This is a genomic window from Agromyces rhizosphaerae (assembly GCF_027925245.1).
Taxonomy (GTDB): Bacteria; Actinomycetota; Actinomycetes; order Actinomycetales; family Microbacteriaceae; genus Agromyces; species Agromyces rhizosphaerae.
In genome coordinates this window covers 2,148,020-2,169,024 of the sequence record NZ_BSDP01000001.1, presented here as the reverse complement: position 1 = coordinate 2,169,024, position 21,005 = coordinate 2,148,020, and the positions used below count along the sequence as shown (strand labels likewise).

Annotated in this window: 17 protein-coding genes; 6 read left to right on the top strand and 11 right to left on the bottom strand. The window is 72.6% G+C overall.

The window, feature by feature from the left end:
• Window positions 1-105: 105 nt before the first annotated feature.
• From msrB to QMG39_RS10135, 3 genes are all read left to right on the top strand, one after another.
• The gene (gene msrB, locus QMG39_RS10145; protein WP_281884615.1) at window positions 106-627 is read left to right on the top strand and encodes a peptide-methionine (R)-S-oxide reductase MsrB; all 522 of its coding nucleotides are present in this window, start codon (window positions 106-108) and stop codon (window positions 625-627) included.
• The gene (gene msrA, locus QMG39_RS10140; protein ID WP_281884613.1) at window positions 624-1,178 is read left to right on the top strand and encodes a peptide-methionine (S)-S-oxide reductase MsrA; all 555 of its coding nucleotides are present in this window, start codon (window positions 624-626) and stop codon (window positions 1,176-1,178) included. The genes msrB and msrA overlap by 4 nt, the downstream gene beginning before the upstream one ends.
• Window positions 1,179-1,469: 291 nt before the next feature.
• Entirely contained in the window at window positions 1,470-2,435 is a 966-nt protein-coding gene (locus QMG39_RS10135) for a helix-turn-helix domain-containing protein (protein ID WP_281884611.1), read from the top strand.
• Window positions 2,436-2,484: 49 nt separating this feature from the next.
• Here the strand turns inward: QMG39_RS10135 and QMG39_RS10130 are convergent, their stop codons facing one another.
• Complete coding sequence (locus QMG39_RS10130) at window positions 2,485-3,498, bottom strand: SdpI family protein (protein ID WP_281884610.1); 1,014 nt, start codon at window positions 3,496-3,498, stop codon at window positions 2,485-2,487.
• Window positions 3,495-3,845, bottom strand: coding sequence for a GntR family transcriptional regulator (locus QMG39_RS10125; protein WP_281884608.1), 351 nt, complete (start codon window positions 3,843-3,845; stop codon window positions 3,495-3,497). The genes QMG39_RS10130 and QMG39_RS10125 overlap by 4 nt, the downstream gene beginning before the upstream one ends.
• 126 nt (window positions 3,846-3,971) lie before the next feature.
• Here QMG39_RS10125 and QMG39_RS10120 point away from each other — a divergent pair, with 126 nt between their 5' ends.
• Window positions 3,972-5,288, top strand: coding sequence for an MFS transporter (locus QMG39_RS10120; RefSeq protein WP_281884605.1), 1,317 nt, complete (start codon window positions 3,972-3,974; stop codon window positions 5,286-5,288).
• Window positions 5,289-5,296: 8 nt separating this feature from the next.
• Here the strand turns inward: QMG39_RS10120 and QMG39_RS10115 are convergent, their stop codons facing one another.
• The gene (locus tag QMG39_RS10115; RefSeq protein ID WP_281884604.1) at window positions 5,297-6,568 is read right to left on the bottom strand and encodes an MFS transporter; all 1,272 of its coding nucleotides are present in this window, start codon (window positions 6,566-6,568) and stop codon (window positions 5,297-5,299) included.
• A gap of 164 nt (window positions 6,569-6,732) precedes the next feature.
• On the opposite strand from QMG39_RS10115, the gene QMG39_RS10110 reads away from it, so the two are divergent.
• Window positions 6,733-7,608, top strand: coding sequence for a DUF2510 domain-containing protein (locus QMG39_RS10110; protein ID WP_281884602.1), 876 nt, complete (start codon window positions 6,733-6,735; stop codon window positions 7,606-7,608).
• Window positions 7,609-7,619: 11 nt separating this feature from the next.
• Here the strand turns inward: QMG39_RS10110 and QMG39_RS10105 are convergent, their stop codons facing one another.
• The gene (locus QMG39_RS10105; protein WP_281884600.1) at window positions 7,620-8,087 is read right to left on the bottom strand and encodes a methyltransferase family protein; all 468 of its coding nucleotides are present in this window, start codon (window positions 8,085-8,087) and stop codon (window positions 7,620-7,622) included.
• A 114-nt stretch (window positions 8,088-8,201) separates the two neighbouring features.
• On the opposite strand from QMG39_RS10105, the gene QMG39_RS10100 reads away from it, so the two are divergent.
• Entirely contained in the window at window positions 8,202-9,248 is a 1,047-nt protein-coding gene (locus QMG39_RS10100; RefSeq protein ID WP_281884598.1) for a DUF4190 domain-containing protein, read from the top strand.
• 24 nt (window positions 9,249-9,272) lie between these two features.
• Here the strand turns inward: QMG39_RS10100 and QMG39_RS10095 are convergent, their stop codons facing one another.
• From QMG39_RS10095 to QMG39_RS10065, 7 genes are all read right to left on the bottom strand, one after another.
• Window positions 9,273-12,314 carry a DEAD/DEAH box helicase gene (locus QMG39_RS10095; RefSeq protein WP_281884596.1) on the bottom strand — a complete coding sequence of 1,014 codons (3,042 nt, stop codon included), beginning with the start codon at window positions 12,312-12,314 and terminating at the stop codon, window positions 9,273-9,275.
• A 35-nt stretch (window positions 12,315-12,349) separates the two neighbouring features.
• Window positions 12,350-14,011 carry an FAD-dependent oxidoreductase gene (locus tag QMG39_RS10090; RefSeq protein WP_281884594.1) on the bottom strand — a complete coding sequence of 554 codons (1,662 nt, stop codon included), beginning with the start codon at window positions 14,009-14,011 and terminating at the stop codon, window positions 12,350-12,352.
• A 2-nt stretch (window positions 14,012-14,013) separates the two neighbouring features.
• A complete protein-coding gene (locus QMG39_RS10085; protein WP_281884592.1) occupies window positions 14,014-16,242 on the bottom strand; it encodes a PAS domain S-box protein in 2,229 nt (742 codons plus the stop codon).
• A gap of 201 nt (window positions 16,243-16,443) precedes the next feature.
• Entirely contained in the window at window positions 16,444-17,754 is a 1,311-nt protein-coding gene (locus QMG39_RS10080; RefSeq protein WP_281884590.1) for an alpha-L-fucosidase, read from the bottom strand.
• Window positions 17,755-17,780: 26 nt separating this feature from the next.
• Window positions 17,781-18,707 (bottom strand): carbohydrate ABC transporter permease, encoded by a 927-nt coding sequence (locus QMG39_RS10075; protein WP_281884588.1) that lies wholly within the window; start codon window positions 18,705-18,707, stop codon window positions 17,781-17,783.
• Window positions 18,700-19,632, bottom strand: a complete 933-nt coding sequence (locus QMG39_RS10070; RefSeq protein ID WP_281884586.1) for a carbohydrate ABC transporter permease — start codon at window positions 19,630-19,632, stop codon at window positions 18,700-18,702. Before QMG39_RS10070 ends, QMG39_RS10075 begins: the two co-directional genes overlap by 8 nt.
• The gene (locus QMG39_RS10065; RefSeq protein WP_281884584.1) at window positions 19,629-20,882 is read right to left on the bottom strand and encodes an ABC transporter substrate-binding protein; all 1,254 of its coding nucleotides are present in this window, start codon (window positions 20,880-20,882) and stop codon (window positions 19,629-19,631) included. The genes QMG39_RS10070 and QMG39_RS10065 overlap by 4 nt, the downstream gene beginning before the upstream one ends.
• Between the last annotated feature and the right edge of the window lie 123 nt (window positions 20,883-21,005).

Below are 21,005 nucleotides of genomic sequence, written 5' to 3'. Positions count from 1 at the left end.
GCTTCGGCGGAACAGCCTCGCACCCGCATCCGTTCTCCCTGATGTCGCCGAATCATCGGCAGGCACCGGCGTCGCAGCCGGCGGCGCCCGCGAAGGAGGAACCGGATGTCCCCCGAGTACCGCAGCACCCCCGAGGCGATCGAGCGCCTCACCCCGCTCCAGCGGAAGGTCACCCAGGAGGAGGGCACCGAGCCCGCCTTCCGCAACGAGTTCTGGAACCACCACGAGGACGGCATCTACGTCGACGTCGTGTCGGGCGAGCCGCTGTTCGCCTCCACCCACAAGTACGACAGCCGGTCGGGCTGGCCGAGCTTCACCCGGCCGATCCACGACGCGTCGGTGACCGAGAAGGTCGACCGCTCGTTCTTCATGAAGCGCGTCGAGGTGCGCTCGGCGGGCGCCGACAGCCACCTGGGGCACGTCTTCGACGACGGGCCGACGGATGCCGGCGGCCTGCGCTACTGCATCAACTCGGCCGCGCTGCGGTTCGTCCCGGTCTCCGAGCTCGAGGCGGCCGGCTACGGCGAGTACTGCGCCCTGTTCGGGTCGCCCGATGACGACTCGGCCGCGCCCGACCGGCCGACGGATGCGACCATTGAGATGTCCGAGAAGGAGGACGCATCATGACCACCACCCCCGCTCCCGGCGAGCTGACCACCATCCCCGGCGCCGAGACCGCGGTGCTCGCGGGCGGATGCTTCTGGGGCATGCAGGACCTCATCCGCCGCCGCCCGGGCGTGCTGACGACGCGCGTCGGCTACTCCGGCGGCGAGGTCGACCACGCGACCTACCGCAACCACGGCGACCACGCCGAGGCGATCGAGATCGTGTTCGACCCGACGCGCACGTCGTACCGCGAGCTGCTGGAGTTCTTCTTCCAGATCCACGACCCGACGACGAGGAACCGCCAGGGCAACGACCTCGGCCGCAGCTACCGGTCGGCGATCTACCCGACGTCGGCCGCGCAGCACGACACCGCGATCGACACGATCGAGGACGTCGACGCGTCGGGCCTCTGGCCGGGCAAGGTCGTCACCGAGGTCGCCGACGCCGGCCCGTTCTGGGAGGCCGAGCCCGAGCACCAGGACTACCTCGAGCGGTACCCCAACGGGTACACCTGCCACTTCGCGCGGCCCGGCTGGGTGCTGCCGAAGCGCGACGCGCACGCCGCGTCGTAGGCGCCCTCTCGGGGGAAAGCCCGTGGCCGCCGGCCGGAGGATCAACCTGCGGCGGCGGCCACGGGAGCCCCGTCTGGAACCGACGGTACAGCCGTCACACTTCTGCGGCCGTTGGGGGGAACGGCCGATGGCGCACGGGGCTTTCGTCGGGGGGAACGACCATCGGGTTCGGTTCAGGGCTTGGTGACAGACTCGCACGCCCGATGCCGGTAAGGTGTGGCGGAGAAACGCCATGGCCACGACCCGCCATGGCGTGACCCTGTCGGCGAGCGAGTGCGAGGAGGCGGCCCGATGCTGGACGTCATCGGCCTGGACGCCTCGCACACCGCCGTCTACCGCGCGATCCTCGCCGAGCCCGCGACCCGTGTCGCCGACCTCGCCGAGCACCCCGAACTCGCGGGCGTCGACCTCCCGCAGGTGATCGACGCGCTCGAGCAGGGCGGACTCGTCGCCCGGCGTGCCACGGACCGCGAGTGCCTCGTCGCCTCACCTCCCTCGATCGCGCTGCGGCCGCTGCTGCTCGAGCACGAGCGCGGGCTCACCGCCGCGCACGAGGCGCTGGTGCAACTGAGCGAGCTGTACCGCGCGAGCTCGGCCCGCACGAGCGACGGCGACGTGGTCGAGCGGGTGTTCGGGCGCACCGCGATCCGCCAGCGGGTCTCGCAGCTGCAGGCCGCCGCGGCGACCTCGATCGACCTGTTCGTGCGCGACGACAGCATGCTCCGCGGGCCGGGCGAGAACGTCGAGGAGACGCGGGCGCTCGCGCGCGGCGTGCGCTACCGCGTGCTGGTCGAGACCACGGTGCTCGAGCGGCTCGGCATCGTCGGCACCGCCCGCACCTCGGCCCGCATCGGGGAGGAGATCCGCGCCACCGGCCGCCTGCCCGCGCGCCTCGTCGTGAGCGACCGCTCGAGCGCGCTGCTCTGGACGCCGTCGGCCGACGGCGCGGAGGAGCCGACCGCCCTGCTGCTGCACGCGGGCGCGCTGCTCGACCTCGTCGTCGCGGCGTTCGAGCAGCACTGGCGGCTCGCGACGACCGTGACCAGCGAGGGCGAGCTCCGCTCGGGCGACGACTCCTGCACCGACACCGACCTGCTGCGACTGCTGCTGCTGGGGCTGACGGATGCCGCCGCGGCGGCCGAGCTCGGCATCTCCGTGCGCACGGTGCAGCGTCGCATCGCCGCGCTCATGGACGCCGCGGGCGTCGGCACCCGCATCCAGCTCGGCGCCGAGGCCGTGCGCCGCGGCTGGGTCTGAGCTCCGCTGCCGGCAGCCGCGGCGGCCAGCGGCCGGAAGCGACCCGGGCCTAGCGGGCGCGCTGCAGCGCCGAGAGCAGGCCCGCGGCCGTGGCGGCGTCCTCCACCGTCACCGTGAAGATGCGCCCGCCCTCGCGATGCACCTGCAACGCGGTGCCGCTGTGCAGCACGATGCCGAACCTCCCCTGGGGCGCGAGTCGCACCCCGATGCCGCCGAACTCGGCCATCGCGCGCACCTGCACGACCTCGGCGCGTCGCACCTGCTCGATCGGCACGCGGAACCGGAGGAGGCCGAGCAGCGAGCGGGCGGTGACGCCGGTCGCGTCGACCCGCACCCGGAAGGCGAGGGTGGTCGCGGCGAGCGCCATGGCCCCGGCCGCGATCCAGAGCGCCCAGGTGCGCGCGCCGCTGGTCACGCCCAGGATGGCGGCGAGGCCGACCACGAGCACGATCGCCGCGATGATCGCGACCAGCGCGGGCGTCGCCACCGTCGTCGTGCGCACCCAGACCGCGCGCTCCCCCGGCTCGAGCTCGATCGGCGCGCCCGGCTCCACCTCGGGCTCCGGGAGCTCGGTCGCGGGCTGCACGAACCACGCGACGACGCCGGCGACGACGCCCGCAGCGGCGGCGGCCAGCAGCGGGAGGCCGATGCCCGTGGCATCCGCCGCGTCGTCGAGGCCGCGCTGCATGGCCACGGCCCAGGTCATGGACACCGTGATCAGCGTGGCCAGGCCGAGCATGAGGGCGCCGAGCAGGCGCGTGATCGTGCCGAAGCCGTCGGGCGCGGCCTGCGGCACCGTGACCGCGGCGAGCAGTGCGGGCACGCCCAGCCCGATCGCGACCGTGAGCGCCGGATAGGTCCAGGCCGGGCCGAACGCGTCGGGCTCGCTGCCGCTCCAGTGCGTGGCGACGATCTCCGGCAGCTCGGGCAGCCAGGTCAGCTGCAGGGCGACGGCGACCGCGACCAGCACGGCAGGGACGGCGATGGTGACCACGAGGAGCCGGCTGCGTGCACGTCGCATCGACGCGCTCATCTCGGGGCGGATCGCCTGTGGCGTGGTCATCGGAGGGCCTCCTTCACGAGGGACGCGAGCGCGTCGGGGCTGAGCCCGAGCGCACGGGCGCGCTCGGCGAGTCGGGCGATGTCGTCGCGGAGCTCGGCGAGCCCCGCGGCGGCGGGCGTGAGCACCGCGCCGCGCCCGCGCCGGAGGTCGACGAGCCCCTCGTCGCGCAGGTCCTGGTAGGCGCGCAGCACGGTGTGCAGGTTGATGTCGAGCGAGTCGGCGACGTCGCGGGCGGCCGGCAGGCGGTCGCCCGCCTGCGCGCGGCCCGCCGCGACCTCGGCGCGCACCGAGGCGGCGACCTGGGCGAACAGGGGCACCTCGCTGCCGGGATCGATGCGGATGAGCATGGCCCCACGCTAGCACATTGTTTGGTTACAACTAGAACAAGTGCCGAGTCCTCCGGGCCGTCTACGCTGGGACTCGCGGCGCACCGCGGCGACGCGACCCGCCCGCTGCGCACCCGTGAAGGCACCGTGACCACTGCACCCCCCACCGTCCACCGCTGGTGGCTGTGGTTCGTCTGGGCGGTCGGCGTGGGCGCGTACGTGCTCGCGGTCACGAACCGCACCTCGCTCGCAGCGGTGGGCGTCGACACCGCCGTGCGATTCGAGGCGGACGCCTCGACGCTCTCGCTGTTCGCCGTCATCCAGCTCGCCGTCTACTCGGGCATGCAGGTGCCCGTGGGCCTGCTGCTCGACCGCTTCGGCAGCAGGCCCGTCATGGTCGCCGGAATGCTCGTGATGGCCTCCGGCCAGGTGATCATGGCGTTCGCGACCGACGTGGGCGTGGCGATCCTCGCGCGCGTGCTGATCGGCGCCGGCGACGCCGCGATCTTCCCAGGGGTGCTGCGCGTCGTGGCCGCCTGGTTCCCGGAACGGCAGGCGCCGCTCGTGGTGCAGCTCACGGGCATCATCGGGCAGCTCGGCCAGCTCGTGTCGGTCATCCCGCTCGCCGTGCTGCTGCGCGCCACGACCTGGACCGTCGCCTTCGGCGCGCTGGCCGGCACCTGCCTGCTCTTCGCGGTGCTCATGCTCGCGGTCGTGAACGACCGACCGCCGGGCGTCGAGGTGCAGCGGAAGGTCGTGTCCAGCGCGGACCTGCGCCAGGGCTTCGCCGAGTCCTGGCGGCATCCCGGCACGCGGCTCGGGTTCTGGTCGCACTTCACGCCGCCGCTGTCGGTCAACGCGTTCATCCTGCTCTGGGGCTACCCGTTCCTGACCGTGGGCGAGGGGCTCTCGCCGGCTGCGGCGTCGACCGTGATGTCGGTCATCGTCCTCGCCGGGCTGGTCGCGGGCCCGGTGATCGGGGCGCTCTCCCACCGGCATCCGTTCCGCCGCTCGCGCATGCTCGTGCTGCCCATCGTCTGGGCCCAGGTCGCGGTCTGGCTCGCGGTGATCGCGTGGCCCACGGCGGCGCCGATCTGGCTGCTGCTGCTGCTCGCCACGGTCGTCGGGCTCGGCGGTCCCGGCTCGCTCGTCGCCTTCGACCACGCCCGTGCGTTCACGCCGAGCCATCGGCTCAGCACCGCGACCGGCATCATCAACGCGGGCGGCTTCATCGCCGGGCTCGCGGCGATCCTCGCGATCGGCGTCGCGATGGACCTGCAGGGTGCGGGCACGCCCGACACCTACAGCCTCGAGGCGTTCCGCATCGCGTTCCTCACCCAGGTGCCGCTCTGGGCGATCGGCATCACGGGCATCGTGGTCGAGCGGCGGCGCACCAGGCTGCTGCTCGGCCTCGACCGGCCGCGCCCGCCCCGGGCGCCGCGGGGCGGCGACGCCGGCGACTGACGGGTCGCTCAGCGGGCGATGCGGATCGGCAGCACGGCGAGCGCGCCGAGGGTCGCGATCACGCCCGACGCGATGAACAGGGCCCAGAACCCGCCAGCTGCGGTCACGATCAGCGCGCCGATCATCGGGCCGATCGCCTGCGGCACGACCGACGCGATGTTCATGATGCCGAGGTCCTTGCCGCGCGAGTGCTCGTCGGGCAGCACCTGCGTCGCCAGTGCCTGGTCGACCGCGAGGAAGCATCCGTAGCCCGCGCCGAGCACCGCGCCCGCGAGCACGATGACCGCGAAGTCGGTCGACACCAGCAGGATCAGCGCGCCCGCGGCCTGCAGCGCCGCCGCGGCGAGCACGAACGGCTTCCGCCTCGCGAACCGATCGGAGAGGCGCCCGCCGACGAGCGCGGCCGTGATCGAGCTGGCGGTGTAGACGAGCGTGAGCAGCAGCAGGTCGTCCTCCGCCTGGGCCGGGGTGTCGCCGTAGCCGTAGATCAGGAAGTAGAGCAGCAGGCCCGTGATGATCGCGTTGCCGACGTTGACCAGCACGCGGCTGAGCAGCGTCCAGCCGAAGTCCGGGTACCGCCGGGGGCTCACCCAGAACCCCTGCAGCATACCCACGAACGTGAACGGGCGGCGCTCGGTGCGGGGCAGCACCGCGTCGGGCACGAGCAGCAGGAACGGCGCGACGAGCACCAGCAGCAGCACCGCGAGCGCCGCGTACCCGGCGATCGCGCCCGTGAAGAGGGTCGTCACGAGCAGGATGCCCGCGATGATGCCGACGCCCTGCGGCGCCGAGATCACGCCCGAGACGAGGCCGCGCTGGAACACGGGCACCTGGTCGGAGATCATCGCGGTGAGCGCGGCCGACAGCGCGCAGAACCCGGTGATCGCGAGCGACCAGCAGATCGCGACGCCCACGATCGTGTCCTGCACGCCCAGGGCGACGAGCGCCGCGGCGAACAGCAGCGCGCCGCCCGCGATCCACGGCCGGCGCCGGCCGAACCGCGAGGTGGTGCGGTCGCTGAGCGCGCCCGTCACGGGGTACGCGATGATCGCGGCGACCGAGGAGATGCCCGACACGATGCCGAACGCGAGCACGCTGTCCTGCCAGGTGTCGGTCGCGATGAGCGCGTCGACCTGCGTCGGCAGCAGCAGCTGCACGGGCGTGAGCTGGGCCATCCAGAGCCCGAGCCAGGCGGTGGCGAACGCCGCGATCCAGCCGCCGCCGACGCGCTCGCGGGGTGCGCCGAACAGCGCGGTCTCGGTACCGGGGGTGGACGTCATGGGGCGGATGCTCCTCGCGGTCGTGGCGCCGACGGTCGACCTCGTCCGCCGTCATGAGTGGGTCAACTGTCCCAGAGGCGGGAGGTCGCGACAAGGGTCGCCTCGGACCTGTGGATGAAGCTCCGCCCGGTCCGCGGCCCGGGCCGCGGACCTAGGCTGGTGCCGTGCGCACTCCACCCCCCTCCGCACCGGCGGGATGGTACGACGACCCCGACGACGCGACCAGGCGCCGCTACTGGGACGGCGCGGCCTGGACCGACCGCACCGAGGCCCGCACGGCTGAGGGAGCTCACCCGACGGCGGTGCTCGACGACCACCCGACCGAGGTGCTCGCCGGGCCGGCGTCGGCCGTGCCCGACGACCAGCCGACCGAGGTGTTCGCGGAGCCCCCGGCGCAGGCGCCACCGGCCGGCACCGCGCACCCGGAGCCGGACGCCGGCGCGGGCGAGTCGCGCACACGCTGGTGGCTCGTCGCGGCGGCCGTGATCGCGGCCGTGCTGCTGGTCGGCGGGATCACGACGGCAGCGCTGCTGACCGCGGGTTCCGACGGCTCCGCCGGTTCGGCCGCGGGCGTCGATGCGGCCGACGAGGGCGCGGGTTCGGATGCCGACGGGTCCGACGCCGCGGGCGGCGCCGACGCGGGAACGGAGCCGGGTGCGGGCGAACCCGAACCGGAGGCCGCGCCGGCAGAGCCCGCCGAACCGGTCGACCCGGTGGCGTTCGCCCGCGAGGCGGAGCGCAGGCTCGACCGGATGGAACGCGACATCGATGCCCTGGAGAAGGACATCGAGGACGCGCGCTTCGCCCGGCTCGTCACCGAGACCGTTCGGCTCGCGGTGCGGCTCGACGAGTTGCGCGCGATCGGCACCCCCGACGAGCTCGCCGGGGTCTGGGAGTCCGACCTCGACGCGATCGGCGCGGAGATCGACCGCCTCGCGGAGGCCGTGATCGCGGGCGACGGCGACGCCGCCGAGGACGCGGCCGACGGCATCGACGACGCGATCGGCGACGCGCGCTCACGGGTCGAGACGCTCGGCTGAGGCCGCAGGGGTCAGCGGTCGACGCCGCCGCGGATGCCCCTGCCCCAGAGCAGCAGCGGGGTGCGGTCGGCGTACGCGCGGTAGTCGTCGCCGAAGGCGGCGATGAGGGCGCGCTGCTCGACGTGGGCCTTCACCACGAGCACGACGACGAGCAGCACCCAGATCACCAGGAGCTCGATGCGCCCGCGCCAGAGCACCCACCCGAACGTGGCGAGGAGCAGGCCCAGGTAGATCGGGTTCCGCGTGAACCGGAAGACCCCGCCCGTGCGCAGCGGCGCTCCCTCGCGGGGCGCCACCCACGGCACGAGGTCGCCGCCCAGCACCGCCGCGCCGGCCACGGCGAGCGCCGTCCCGGCCGCGCCGGCGGCGATCGCGACGGCCACGATCCACGGCCCGCCCCAGATCGCCGGCCCCGGCAGCAGCAGCAGCGCGAGCAGCGCGAACTGCGCCCAGACCAGCAGGTTCGCGCGGTCCCTCATGCCCTCCATCCTCGCGCCGACGCGGCCGTACCGGAACCCGCGACCCGCCGTCGGAGCGTTGCCAGAAGCGGACGACGCTGGCAACATGGCGCACGGAACCGAGGGGGTACCGCCATGACGAGCCCGGACGACGACGCCACCCGCCCCTACCCGCCCACGCCGGGCCCGGCGAGTCCCGGCTCCGGCGCGCAGGGTCCCGGCGGACCCGGTGAGCCCGACGGCACCACCCCGCCCGACGAGCCCACGAAGGCGAGCGGACTCGGCATCGCCGCGCTCGTGATCGGCATCGTGGCGGTGCTGCTCGCGTTCTGGCCGATCGCGTGGATCGTGGCGATCGTGCTCGCGGTGATCGGCCTGGTGCTCGGCATCGTCGCGCTCACCAGGAAGGACCGCAAGAAGGGCGTCTCGACGGCGGGCACCGTGGTCTCGGCCGCCGCCCTCGTGATCGCGATGATCTTCGGCGTGCTCTACACGACCGGGGTGATCGGCACGGGTGCCGCCCCCGAGCCGACCGCGACCCCGACCGAGAGCGCGTCGCCGACACCCACCGAGAGCGAGTCGCCCACGCCCACGCCGACCCCCGAGCCGACCGTGCAGGAGTGGGCGGACACCACCTGGGGCACCTTCGACGACGTCAGCCAGAGCGGCACGGGCGACGGCACGGTCACGCTGCCCGCCGACGCGACCGGCGGCATCGTGCAGGCCAGCCACGACGGCGATGACGCCTTCCAGGTCACGGTGCTGAACTCGTCGGGCTCGGCCACCGGCGACCCGCTCGTCGACGTCGACGGGGACTACGACGGCACGACGGCCTACGGCGTCTCCGACGCATCCGATGCCGTCACCCTGCAGATCACGGCGACCGGCGACTGGCAGGTGACCGTCTCGCAGATGTCGAGCGCCCCCGAGCTGCCGTCCGCGGTCTCGGGCGAGGACGACTCGGTGTACCTGTACGGCGGTGACGCGACGACGCTCGCAGCGACGCACTCGGGGGACGACGCTGAGGATCCGTTCGTGGTGCGCCAGCAATCCGAGCAGGCGTTCTCGAGCTCGGCGCTCATCGACGTGACCGGGAACTTCGACGGCAGCGCGCCGCTCGCCGCCGGCCCGTCGGTGGTGACGGTGCAGGCCGACGAGGACTGGACGATCACGCTCGGCTGACCTCGCGCACGACCGCCCGGCGACTCAGTCGTCGAGCAGGCCGCGCAGGTCGTCGACCGTGAGCGCCTCGGCGGCGCCCGCCCCGGCGTCCTCGTCGTCGGCGAGGATCGACGCGACCAGCTCGCCCTTGCGCTCCTTGAGCGCCATGACCTTCTCCTCGATCGTGTCCTCCGCCACGAGCCGGTAGACCATGACCTGCCGGTCCTGCCCGATGCGGTGCGCGCGGTCGACCGCCTGCGCCTCGCTCGCCGGGTTCCACCACGGGTCGAGCAGGAACACGTAGTCGGCCTCGGTGAGGTTCAGCCCGAAGCCGCCGGCCTTGAGCGAGATGCAGAAGACGGATGCCCCGCCTGCGCGGAACCGCTCCACGGCCGCGTCGCGCGCGCGGGCCGACGACGACCCGTCGAGACGGGCGAACGGCACGCCCTCGGCGTCGAGCCGCGCGGTGACCCGGTCGAGGAACGACGTGAACTGGCTGAACACGAGTGCGCGGTGGCCCTCGGCGAGCACGTCCGCGAGCTGCTCGAACAGCGCGTCGAGCTTCGCCGAGCGCATCCCGGCGTGCCGTTCCGCGTCGATCAGGGTGGCGTCGAGCGCGAGCATGCGCAGCAGCGTGAGCGAGCGGTAGACGATGAAGCGCTGGCGGTCGAGGTCGTCGAGCAGCCCCAGCAGCTTCTGCCGCTCGCGCTGCAGCGTCTGGTCGTAGAGCCGTCGGTGCGCGGGCTCGAGCGCGACCCGCAGCACCTGATCCTGCTTCGGCGGCAGTTCGGGCGCGACCTGCTCCTTCGTGCGCCGGAGGACGAGCGGGCGGATGCGGCGGCGCAGCGTGGCACGGCGCTCGGCGTTGCCGTCCTGCTCGATCGGGCGCCGGTAGCGCTCGTCGAACGCGCGGCGCGACGGGAACAGGCCGGGCGCCACGAGCCGGAGGATCGCCCAGAGCTCGCCGAGGTCGTTCTCGATCGGCGTGCCCGTGACCGCGAGCACGAACGGCGCCCCGAGGCCCAGGGCCGCACGGTGCGCCTGCGTCGCGGCGTTCTTCACGAACTGCGCCTCGTCGAGCACGACCCCGGCCCAGTCGAGCGCGGCGAACGCGTCGGCGTCGCGGCGGAGCACGGCGTAGGTCGTCACGACGAGGTCGGCGCCCGCGACCGCGTCGGCGAGCGCGGCGCCCCTCCGCCGTTCGGTCTCGGTGACGCGCGCGACCCGCAGGCCCGGCGTGAAGCGCGCGGCCTCGGCGACCCAGTTCGACGCGACCGAGGTGGGCGTGACGACGAGCCAGGGCCGGCCCGCGCCGGCCGAGGTCGCGTGCACGACGAGCGCGAGCGACTGCGCGGTCTTGCCGAGCCCCATGTCGTCGGCGAGCACGCCGCCGATGCCGTGCCGCCACAGGAACGCGAGGCGCCGGAAGCCCTCGAGCTGGTAGGGCCGGAGCGGCAGCACCACGCCCTCGGGCTGCGCGAGTGCCTCGACCTCGCCGCCCTCGAGGCCGCGCACGAGGTCGCGCCAGGCGACGGCCGGCGCCGCCTCGTGCGCGAGGTCCTCGAAGTCGGCGACGAGGCCGGCGCGGCTCGCCGGCACGCGCAGCCCGGTCTCCCACTCGGCGAGCGTGCCGGCCTCGTCGATCAGTTCGCGCAGCTCGTCGAGCACGGGCTGGTCGAGCCGGAGGTAGGTGCGATCCGGCAGCCTCAGCCGCTTCCGCCCGAGCGAGAGCGCGCGGAACAGCGGCATGAGCGGCACCTGGCGCCCGCCGACCGTGACGATCACGCCGAGGTCGAACCAGTCGGCCTTGTGCGACTCGACGAGCGACACCGCGAGGTGCGGCGGCTCGGTCACCTCGCGCACGGCGGCCGGGTCGCCGCGGCGCTCGACGCGTAGGCCGGCGATGGAGGCGAGCCCGGGCAGCACCTCGAGGTCGAATGACGCGGCGTCGTCGCCGCGCAGGATGATCGCGGGCTCCAGCCCGCCGCGGTCGCGCGCATCGGCGATGCCCGAGGAGCCGGTCGCGAGCGCCATGCGCCCGGCCGCCGACCCGCTCAGCACCACGTCGACGGCGCCGAGCACCTCGCCCTCGCGCTCGCGGGCGGGGTCGGCGAAGTCGGCGTCGGGCGCGTCGAGCCCGCTCGCCCGCCCGTCGGCGTGCTCCCAGCGCCAGGCGAGCTTCAGCCCGCCGTCGTCGGCGTACCGCACGTCGAGCACGAGCGTCGCGGGCGGGATCTCGAGCGCCGCGAAGCTGTCGTCCCCGCTCGTGATCGCGACGCGCCGCGCGAGCGCCGGGTAGTGGCCGCGCAGGAACTCGGGCAGGTCGTCGGCGGGCACCGAGATCGCCGGCGGCCGCTCCAGCAGGTCGCGCTCGGCCGCCCCGAGCGGCGCGGCGAGCGGCGCGAGGTCGAGGGCGCCCGCGTCGAGGTCGCAGCGGACGACGCCGTGCTCGCCGACCGCGCGCGTGCCCGCGAGCGGCGTCGGCGCCCCGTCGAGCTCGAGCGCCGGGGCGAGCGTCAGCGCCGCCGCATCGAGCCGGGCGTCGAGCACGATGCGCGCCGAGCCGTGGAGGCGCACCCGCGGCGCGGCATCCGTGCCCGCCAGCGCGATGCCGAGGCGCGCCGCCTCGGCGAGCAGCGCCCACAGCAGCGGGCTCTCGTAGGCGTCGAGGGTGATCCACGCCGAACCGTACGGGTTGTACGTGCCCGGGCTGCCGCCCTTCAGCAGCGCGAACTGCGCGAACCAGCGCGCCTGCGCCGGTTCGACCCCGGCGCCCTCCCCCTTGTAGGCGATGTTCTGCCAGGTGAGGTCGGCCTTCGCCCACCCGCCGCGCGCCCCGCGGGCGACGGGCCGCACGGCGATGCGGTCGACGGATGCCGCGTCGAGCGCGGGCTCGTCGCGCGGACCCTGCCACTGCTCGCTCGACCGTCGCAGCAGGTGGCGCGGCGCGAACTGCAGGCCGAGTTCGCGGTAGCCGTCGCCCGTGCCGGGCTCGGCCGCCGACCGCTCGGCTCCGGGGTCGCGCAGCGCGTCGAGCGACGCCCGCCAGTCGCCGCCCCGCCGGGCGGGATCGGGCGGCGTGGGCATGCGACCATGCTCGCACGGGCGCCCGACGCCGTCGGCTAGACCGTGTCGAGGTACTTGTGCACGAGGCTCACCGCGACCGCGCCCTGCCCCACCGCCGACGCGACGCGTCGCACCACGTCGTGCCGCACGTCGCCCGCAGCGAAGATGCCGGGCACGCTCGTCTCGAGGATCATCGGGTCGCGGTGCAGGGTCCAGCCGCGGGGCGGCTTGTCGTCCGCGACCAGGTCCTGCCCGGTGAGCACGAACCCCTGCTCGTTGACCTCGACGATGTCGCGCACGAGCTCCGACCCGGGCACCGCCCCGATGAACGCGAAGATCGCGTCGGCCGCGAGCTCCTCCGAGGCATCCGTCTCGAGGTCGTGCACCGTGAGCGACTCCAGCCGCTCTTCGCCGGTGATCGCCTGCACCTCGCTGTTCGGGCGCACCGTGATGTTGTCGGTCGACTCGATCTGGTCGATGAGGTACTGCGACATGGTGCTCGTGAGCGATGCGCCCCGCACGATCATGACCACCTCCGAGGCGAACCGCGACAGGTACATCGCGCCCTGCCCGGCCGAGTTCGCGCCGCCGACGACGACCACGCGACTGCCGGTGTAGCTGACGGCCTCGGATGCGGCGGCGCCGTAGAACACCGACCCGCCGAGCAGCCGCTCCTCGCCGGGCACGCCGAGCCGGCGGACCTCGACGCCGGTCGCCACGATGAGCGCGTGGCAGCGCAGCTCGCTGCCGTCGTCGAGCGTGACGATCTTGTACGAGCCCTCGACCCGCACCGCGGTGACCTCCTGCGCGCTGAGGATCTCGGCACCGAGCCGCTTCGCCTGGGTCGCGGCGCGCCGCGCGAGGTCGGCGCCCGAGATGCCGTTCGGGAACCCCAGGTAGTTCTCGATGCGCGAGCTCGTGCCGGCCTGGCCTCCCGGCACCTCGCGCTCGACGACCGCGGTGCGCAGCCCCTCGGACGCACCGTAGACGGCGGCCGCGAGCCCCGCCGGCCCGGCTCCGATGACGATCAGGTCGTAGAACGGCTGCAGCGCGGGGGCGCGGATGCCGAGCTTCTCGGCGAGCACGTGCAGGTCGGGATCGACGAGTACCAGCCCGTCGGGCATCAGCACGACCGGCAGCTTGGCGTGCCCGTCGCCGAGCGCCTCCACCATCGCCCTGGCGCCCTCGTTCTTCTCGATATCGAGCCACTCGTAGGGCGTCTGGCTGCGCGCCAGCAGGTCCTTCACGGCGTGCGAGCCCGGCGACCAGCGGGTGCCGGCCACGCGGATGCCGTCGTACGGCAGCGCCGCGCTCGCCTTCCAGTCGCCCAGGATGTCGTCGAGCACCGGGTACAGGCGCTCCTCGGGCGGGTCCCACGGCTTCAGCAGGTAGTAGTCGAGGTTGACCGCGTTGATGCTCGTGATCGCGGCATCCGTGTCGGCGTAGGCGGTCAGCAGCACCCGCCGGGCCTGTGGGGCGTACACGAGCGCCTTGGTCAGGAACTCGGTGCCGGTCATGCCCGGCATCCGCTGGTCGACCAGGAACAGCGCTATCGGCGTGCCCCTGCGCTGGTACTCCTGCACCGCCTCGAGCGCCTCCTGGCCGGAGGTCGCCCGGGCCACCCGGTAGTCGGTGCGGTACCGGGCCTGCAGGTCGCGCGTGATCGCGTTCAGCACCTGGGGCTCGTCGTCGACGGCGAGGATGACGGGCTTGGCCACGCTCACGCCTCCGTCGGGTCGAAGCCGAGCGGCAGCCGCACCGTGAAGCACGTGCGCCCCGGGCGCGACACCACCGTGAACTGCCCGCCGTGCTTCTTGACGATGATGTTGCGCGAGATGTTGAGGCCGAGCCCCGTGCCCTCGCCCGGGGCCTTCGTGGTGAAGAACGGGTCGAAGACCTTCGACACCACCTCCTCGGGGATGCCGGGCCCGTCGTCCTCGAACTGCACCTCGATGGAGTCGTCCGAGCGCCGGGCGCGCACGGTGATCGTGCCCTGCCCGCCCATGGCGTCGATCGCGTTGTCGATGAGGTTCGTCCAGACCTGGTTGAGCTCGCTCGCGAACGCCTGGATGGTCGGCAGGTGGTCGTCGTACTCCTTGACCACCCGCACGCCGCCCTTGAGCTTCGACTGCAGGATGATCAGCGTGTTGTCGAGCCCGCGGCGCACGTCGACGTCCTGCACGGGCGCCTGGTCCATGTAGGTGTAGGTCTTCATCGCCTTGACGAGCTCGACGATGCGGTGCGTGCCGATCGCGATCTCCGACAGCAGGTTGTAGATGAGGTACTTGAGCCCGAGCCACTCGACGACCACCGCGAGCTCCTCGCGCGAGAACGACGCGCAGAGCTCGTCGAGCTGCTCGCTCGTGAGGCCGAGGGAGACCAGGGCCGGGGCGAGGTCGCCGACCGAGCGGGCACCGAGGTCCTCGAGCCAGTCCTCGAAGTCGGCCTCGCGATCGCCGCGCTCGATGGCGCTGAGCTGCGCCGGGTCGCGCGCGCCGGCCTCCGCGATGTGGTCGAGCTCGCCGAGCTTGTCGATCTGGCTGTCGTAGAGGCCGAGCCTGCCGAGCTGCAGCTGCGCGCCCTGCAGCTTCGCGAACACCGCCATCGCCTGCGACGCCCCGCGCTGGGCGGACGATGCGGGGTTGTTCAGCTCGTGCGCCATGCCGGCGCTCAGCTTGCCGAGCGACGCCATCTTCTCCTGGAGGATGAGCTGGTTCTGCATCTGGCTGATCTGGTCGAGCGTCTCCTGCAGCGCGTCGTTCTTGTCGCGCAGCTCCTCGCCGCGCTCGCGCAGCTCCTGCTCGCTCTGCTTCAGCGCCTCCTCGGCCGCCTTGCGCTCGGCGATGTCGCGGATGATGCCCGTGTAGTAGCGGTCCTCGCGCACCGTCCAGGTCGAGAGCGACAGCTCGATCGGGATCACCTCGCCCGACTTCCTGCGCGCGGCCAGCTCGACCGTGGTGCCGATGACGTGGGGCTCGCCGGTCTCGGTGAACCGGGCCATCCCGGCCCGGTGCAGCTCGTGGTACTCGGGCGGGATGATGAGCTCCAGCCGCTGCCCGACCGCCTCCTCCTCGGTGTAGCCGAGGATGCGGCCGGCCGCCGAGTTCCACGACACGATGTTGCCGACGTGGTCGGCCGAGATGATCGCGTCGATCGCCGACTCGGTGACCGACCGGAACTTCTGCTCGGCCTGCTTGCGCTCGCTGATGTCGCGGATGATGCCGGTGTAGTAGCGGTCCTCGTCGAGGAACCAGGTCGCCAGCGAGAGCTCGACCGGGAACTCGCTGCCGTCGGCGCGGATCGCCGCGAGCTCGACGGTCTGGCCGATGACGTGCGTCTCGCCGCCGCCCGACACGCGCGCGATGCCGGTGCGGTGCCCGTCGTGGAAGCGATCGGGGATGATCATCTCGAGCCGCTGGCCGATTGCCTCGTCCTCGGTGTGCCCGAAGAGCGCGCGGGCCGCGCTGTTCCAGCTGCGGATGATGCCCTTCGCGTCGGCCGAGATGATCGCGTCGATCGCCGACTCCATGACCGAGCGGAACTTCGCCTCCGACTCGCGCAGCGCCATGCGCACCTTCGACACCGTGACCTGCCGTTCGATGCGGGCGAGCACCTCGAGCGCGTCGAACGGGGTCGTGATGAGGTCGTCGCCGACCTCGAGGCCGCGCACGCGCGACTCGACGTCGGCGTCGCCGGCCACGAAGATCACGGGGATGTCGCGGACCGCCTCGGTGGCGCGGTGCTCGGTCACGAGCACGAACGGGTCGGTCTCCTCGAGCGCCGCGTCGACGATGATGAGGTCGGGCTCGCGCTCGAGCACCCGGCGCAGGTGCTCGGACTCGCCGTCGGTCGCGACGACCTGGTACTGGTCCTCGGTGAGCACGACGGAGAGCTGTCCGATGACGCCGGCGTCGTCGGACACGATGGTGATCAGGCCGCGGTCGGGCACGCGGACCCCTTTCCCTGCTGCGGTGCACGAAGGGCGTTGCACCGCCAGCGTAGCCACGCCCGGGCCGGGGCGGCCAGCACCCGAGTGGGGGACGCGGCAGGGCGGGGCGAGCGGATGCCGCGGGGCGGCGCGCGGCCGCGCACGCGAACGGCCGGGCGACCCCACCACGGTTCGCCCGGCCGTTCGCTGCGCGTCGCGGGATCAGCCCCGCGCGATGGCCACCGCCGCGGGTCCCCCGGGGACCGCCGCGACACGCAGCACGAGGTCGTCCCCGTCGACCTCGGTCCCGACGTCGCCGGAGAGCACGCGCACCCGGCCGAGGTCGAGGCCCTCGCCCGCGACGCGGTACTCCCCCGGCGCGTCGACGAACGTGATCAGCTCGGTCGGCGTGCGCCACTCGCGACGCCAGCCCGCGGCATCCGACTCGGGCTGCGGCGAGCGCTCGCTCACCGACGCGGCCGCCTCGACCAGCGGGCGCTTCCAGTCGCCGAAGCCCTCGAGCGTGGCGCGCTGCAGGTCGGGGATGAGCCCCTCGGCGGTCGGACCGACGTTCACCAGCAGGCGGCCGCCCTTGGCGACGACGCCGACCCAGTGCTTCGCGAGCTGCATGGTGTCGAGGATCTCGTCGGTCGACTCGATGCGGTTGTAGCCGAACGAGTACCCGAGGCCGCGGTTGTTCTCCCAGACGTCCTTCGTCTCGTTCTCGCTCATCGCCGAGTACTCGGTGGTGGCGTAGTCGGAGTAGGTGTCGCCCCAGCGGTCGTTGACGACGCCATCGGGGTTCGCCGCGAAGTAGTCGGCGAAGAGCTCGTGCAGCCCGCCGGGCGCGAGGTGCTTCCCGGCGTCGGGCCACTCGATGTCGTTCCAGAGCACGTCGGGCCGGTAGCGCTCGACGAGGTCGCGCACGTGGGCCGCGGCGTAGAAGTGGTACGCGGCGTCGTTGGGCCGGAGGCTGCGCACCTCCTCGCCGGTCGTGTGCGGCGGGAAGTCGGTGACCGACCAGTCGAGTCCGCCCGAGTAGTACACGCCGAACCGGAGCCCCTCGGCGCGCACCGCGTCGGCGATGGCGCCGATGAGGTCGCGGTACGGACCGCGGCGCACCGTGTTGCGGTCGCCCGTGCCCGGAGCGTCCCACAGCGCGATGCCGTCATGGTGCTTCGTGGTGGGCACGACGTATTCGGCGCCGGCACGCGCGAACAGCTTGGCCCAGTCGGCGGGATCGAAGTCCTCCGCGCCCCACTGGTCGAGGAAGTCGTCGTACGGGGCGTCCCCGTAGGTCTCGCGATGGTGCTCAGCCGCCGGGCTGCCCGGGATGCGGATGGTGTTGAAGTACCACTCCGCGTACGGGTTGTGCGCGAACCAGGTGTCGTCGGGGATCTCGCCGAGCGCACCGATGGGCTCGCCCCAGGCGGGTACGGAGTACGCGCCCCAGTGGATGAAGATGCCGAACTTCGCGCGCGCGAACCACTCGGGCAGCGGACGCTCGAGGTCGGTCCAGGTCGTGTCGGTCATGGGTTCCTTTCGAGTGATGCGGAGGTTCAGCGGCCGCCGAGGCCGGAGAGGGCGATGCCCTTGACCAGGTGCCGTTGGAGGAAGATGACGATCAGCGCCGTCGGCAGCATCGAGATGGTCGACGCGGCCATGAGGAGCTGCCACTGGTTGCCCTGCTGTCCGAGGAAGCTGTTGAGCCCGATCGGCACGGTCGCCATGTCCTGGGTGGAGATGATGATCAGCGGCCAGAGGAAGCTGTTCCAGTAATTGATGAAGGTGAAGACCGCCAGCACGCCGATCGCGGGCTTCGCGATGGGCACGATGATGGTCAGCAGGATGCGCAGGCGGCTCGCGCCGTCGACGGTCGCCGCCTCCTCGAGCTCGCGCGGCACGGTGAGGAAGAACTGCCGCAGCAGGAACGTGCCGAACGCTGTGAACGCCCACGGCAGGATGAGCGCCTGGTAGCTGTTCTGCCAGCCGAGCTCCTGCATGAAGATGAACATCGGGATGACGACGACCTCCTGCGGCACGAGCAGCGTGACGAGGTAGAGCGCGAAGAGCGCGCTCCGGCCGCGGAAGCGCATGCGCGCGAACGAGTACGCGGCGAACACGCTCGTGACGCAGACGAGCACGGTGCCCAGCACCGAGACGACCAGGCCGTTCCACATGAACCGGCCGAACGGCACGAAGGTCCACGCGTCGGCGAAGTTCGACCACAGGATCTCGCTGCCGAACAGCGACGGCGGCGAGGCGAAGACCTCGTTGCCGGGCTTCAGCGCCGTCGCGACCATCCAGATGAACGGCATCAGGAACAGCAGCAGCACGAGCGTGAGCAGCACCTGCGAGGTGACCTCGCGAGCGAGGCGGGCACGCTTGCGGGCGGATGCCGGTCGCGACACGTACTCGTCGTGCAGGTCCGCCGGCTGGACGATCGCCCGGGTCGTGTCCGGGCGGTGCGCGGTCGCGCTACTCATAGTGCACCCACTTCCGCTGGCCCAGGAACTGGACCGCAGTGATCATGGCGATGATGGCGAAGAGGACCGTGGCCACCGCGGACGCGGTGCCGAGGTCGAAGAGCTGGAACCCGCGCTGGTAGAGGTACATGACCATCGTCGTGGTGCCGACGCCGGGCCCGCCGCCGGTCAGCACGTAGGGCTGCGCGAACACCTGGAACGACGTGATGAGGGTCATCACCGCGGCGAAGAAGAGCGACGGGGAGAGCATCGGGAGCGTCACGTGCCAGAAGCGCCGCGGCGCGTTCGCCCCGTCGAGGGACGCCGCCTCGTAGAGGTGGTCGGGGATCGAGTCGAGCCCCGCCGAGAAGACGAGCATGTTGTAGCCGAAGCCCTGCCAGAGCGACATTGCGACGACCGCGGCCATGGCGCCGGCCTCGTTGCCGAGCGGGTTGAACTGCTCGACCCCGAACCACGACGCGATGTCGGCGAAGACGCCGTTCGGCTGCACGAGCAGCCTCCAGACCAGCGCGTTCGCGACGATCGGCGTGACCGCGGGGAGGAAGAACAGGAGCCGGTAGAGCCCCCGGCCGCGGATGCGCGGCGAGATCCACAGGGCCAGTCCCAGGGCGAGCACGAAGTTCAGCGGCACGTAGAGCACCACGAACAGCAGGGTGTTGCCGACCGTGCGCCAGAAGATCGGGTCGCTCGTGAAGATCGTGACGAAGTTCTGGAACCCGACGAACGACCGCTCGCCGAACACGGGCCACGCGAAGAAGGCGATGACGACCGAGGCGATGATCGGCCCGAGCGTGAAGGCGAAGAAGCCGACGCCGCTCGGTGCGAGGAACGCGTACGCCGTGCGCGCCTCGCGCCGCTTGAGCGAGGGTGCCCGCCGGGGCGCCGACGATGTCGTCGGCGCCCCGGCGGTGGTGGACGAGGTCACTGCCCTGCGCCCGCCTCGGTCTGCGACTGGATGGTGCCGAGGAACTCATCCGCCGTCATGTCGCCGTTCATCGCGCTCACCGAGTACTGCGCGAACAGCGTGTTCACCTGCGTCCAGTTCACCGTCGAACGGAGCGGCTCACCGGAGGCGGATGCCGCCGTGAGCGTCTCCTCGGCGATCTCGAACGCGCCCTGGAAGTAGGCCGGCTGCTCCGCGGTGCGCGACGGGAAGGCCCGTCCCTGCTCGGCGAGCGCCGTCTGCGCCTCGGGGCCGGTGAGCACCGAGATGGCCTTGAGCGCCTCCTCCGGGTACTCGCACGAGGCGCTCACGCCGTAGCCGGAGCCGGCCACCGCGGTCGAGGTGCCGTTCGGTCCGGCCGGGATCACGGCCACGCCGTACTCGAAGGGCACTTGCTCGGCGACGTACGCGATCTGCCACGGGCCGTCGACGACCATCGCCGCGTCGCCCGCGATGAAGGTGTTGAGCGCGTTGTAGGTGTCGCTGGTCGCGGGCAGTTGCGGCGAGCTGCCGTCGGCCACGAGGCCCTGCTGGAACTCGACCGACTCGACCATCGCCGGGTCGTCCATCTGGAGCGTGCCGTCGGCGGCCACGCCCTGGCTGCCGCCGAGGGTGAGCGCCCACACGGTCGCGGTGTCGAGCGACGGGTTGGTGGCGTAGCCGTACTTGCCGTCGCCGGTCAGCGCCGCGGCGGCCTCCTCGAAGTCCGCGACCGTCCAGTCCGCGGTCGGCTCGTCGACGCCCGCGTCGGCGAACATCTCGGCGTTGTAGTACATGATCCAGGGGCCGAGGTCGTAGGGCACCGCGAGCTGCGTGCCGTCGACCTGGGTGCCCTCGACGATCGCGTCCTCGAACTCGGCGAGGTCGATGCCCGCATCGGCGAGCAGGCCGTCGTCGAGCGGCAGCAGCAGCTGCTCGATGCTCGCGGCCCGCGGCGACTGCACGCCGAGGATGCACGCCTCGGTGCCGCCGCTCGCCTGCGCGGCGAGCCTCGTCCAGTAGTCGTTGAACGGTGCGGTCTCGAGCTGGAGCTCGATCTCGGGGTACTCCTCCTCGACCAGGCCGACCAGGGTCTCGAGCGCCTCGGTCTCCGGCGCGGACCCGGCCCACATCGAGAAGGTCAGCGTCGTGACGCCGTCCTCCTGGGTGCTTCCGCCGCCCCCGGCCGAACAGCCCGCGAGCAGTGCGAGTGCTCCTACCGCCGCCAGTGGTGCTCCGACGAGACGATTCATGACATTTCCTCTCCGTTGAAGAAGGTGCTGTGCTCCGGCAGGACCACCAGAGATCAGATCTATTCCGGAAGTCAGTGTCCCTGCGCAAAGCGTTTCAGTCAAGCGTCAATCTGCATCTTCTCC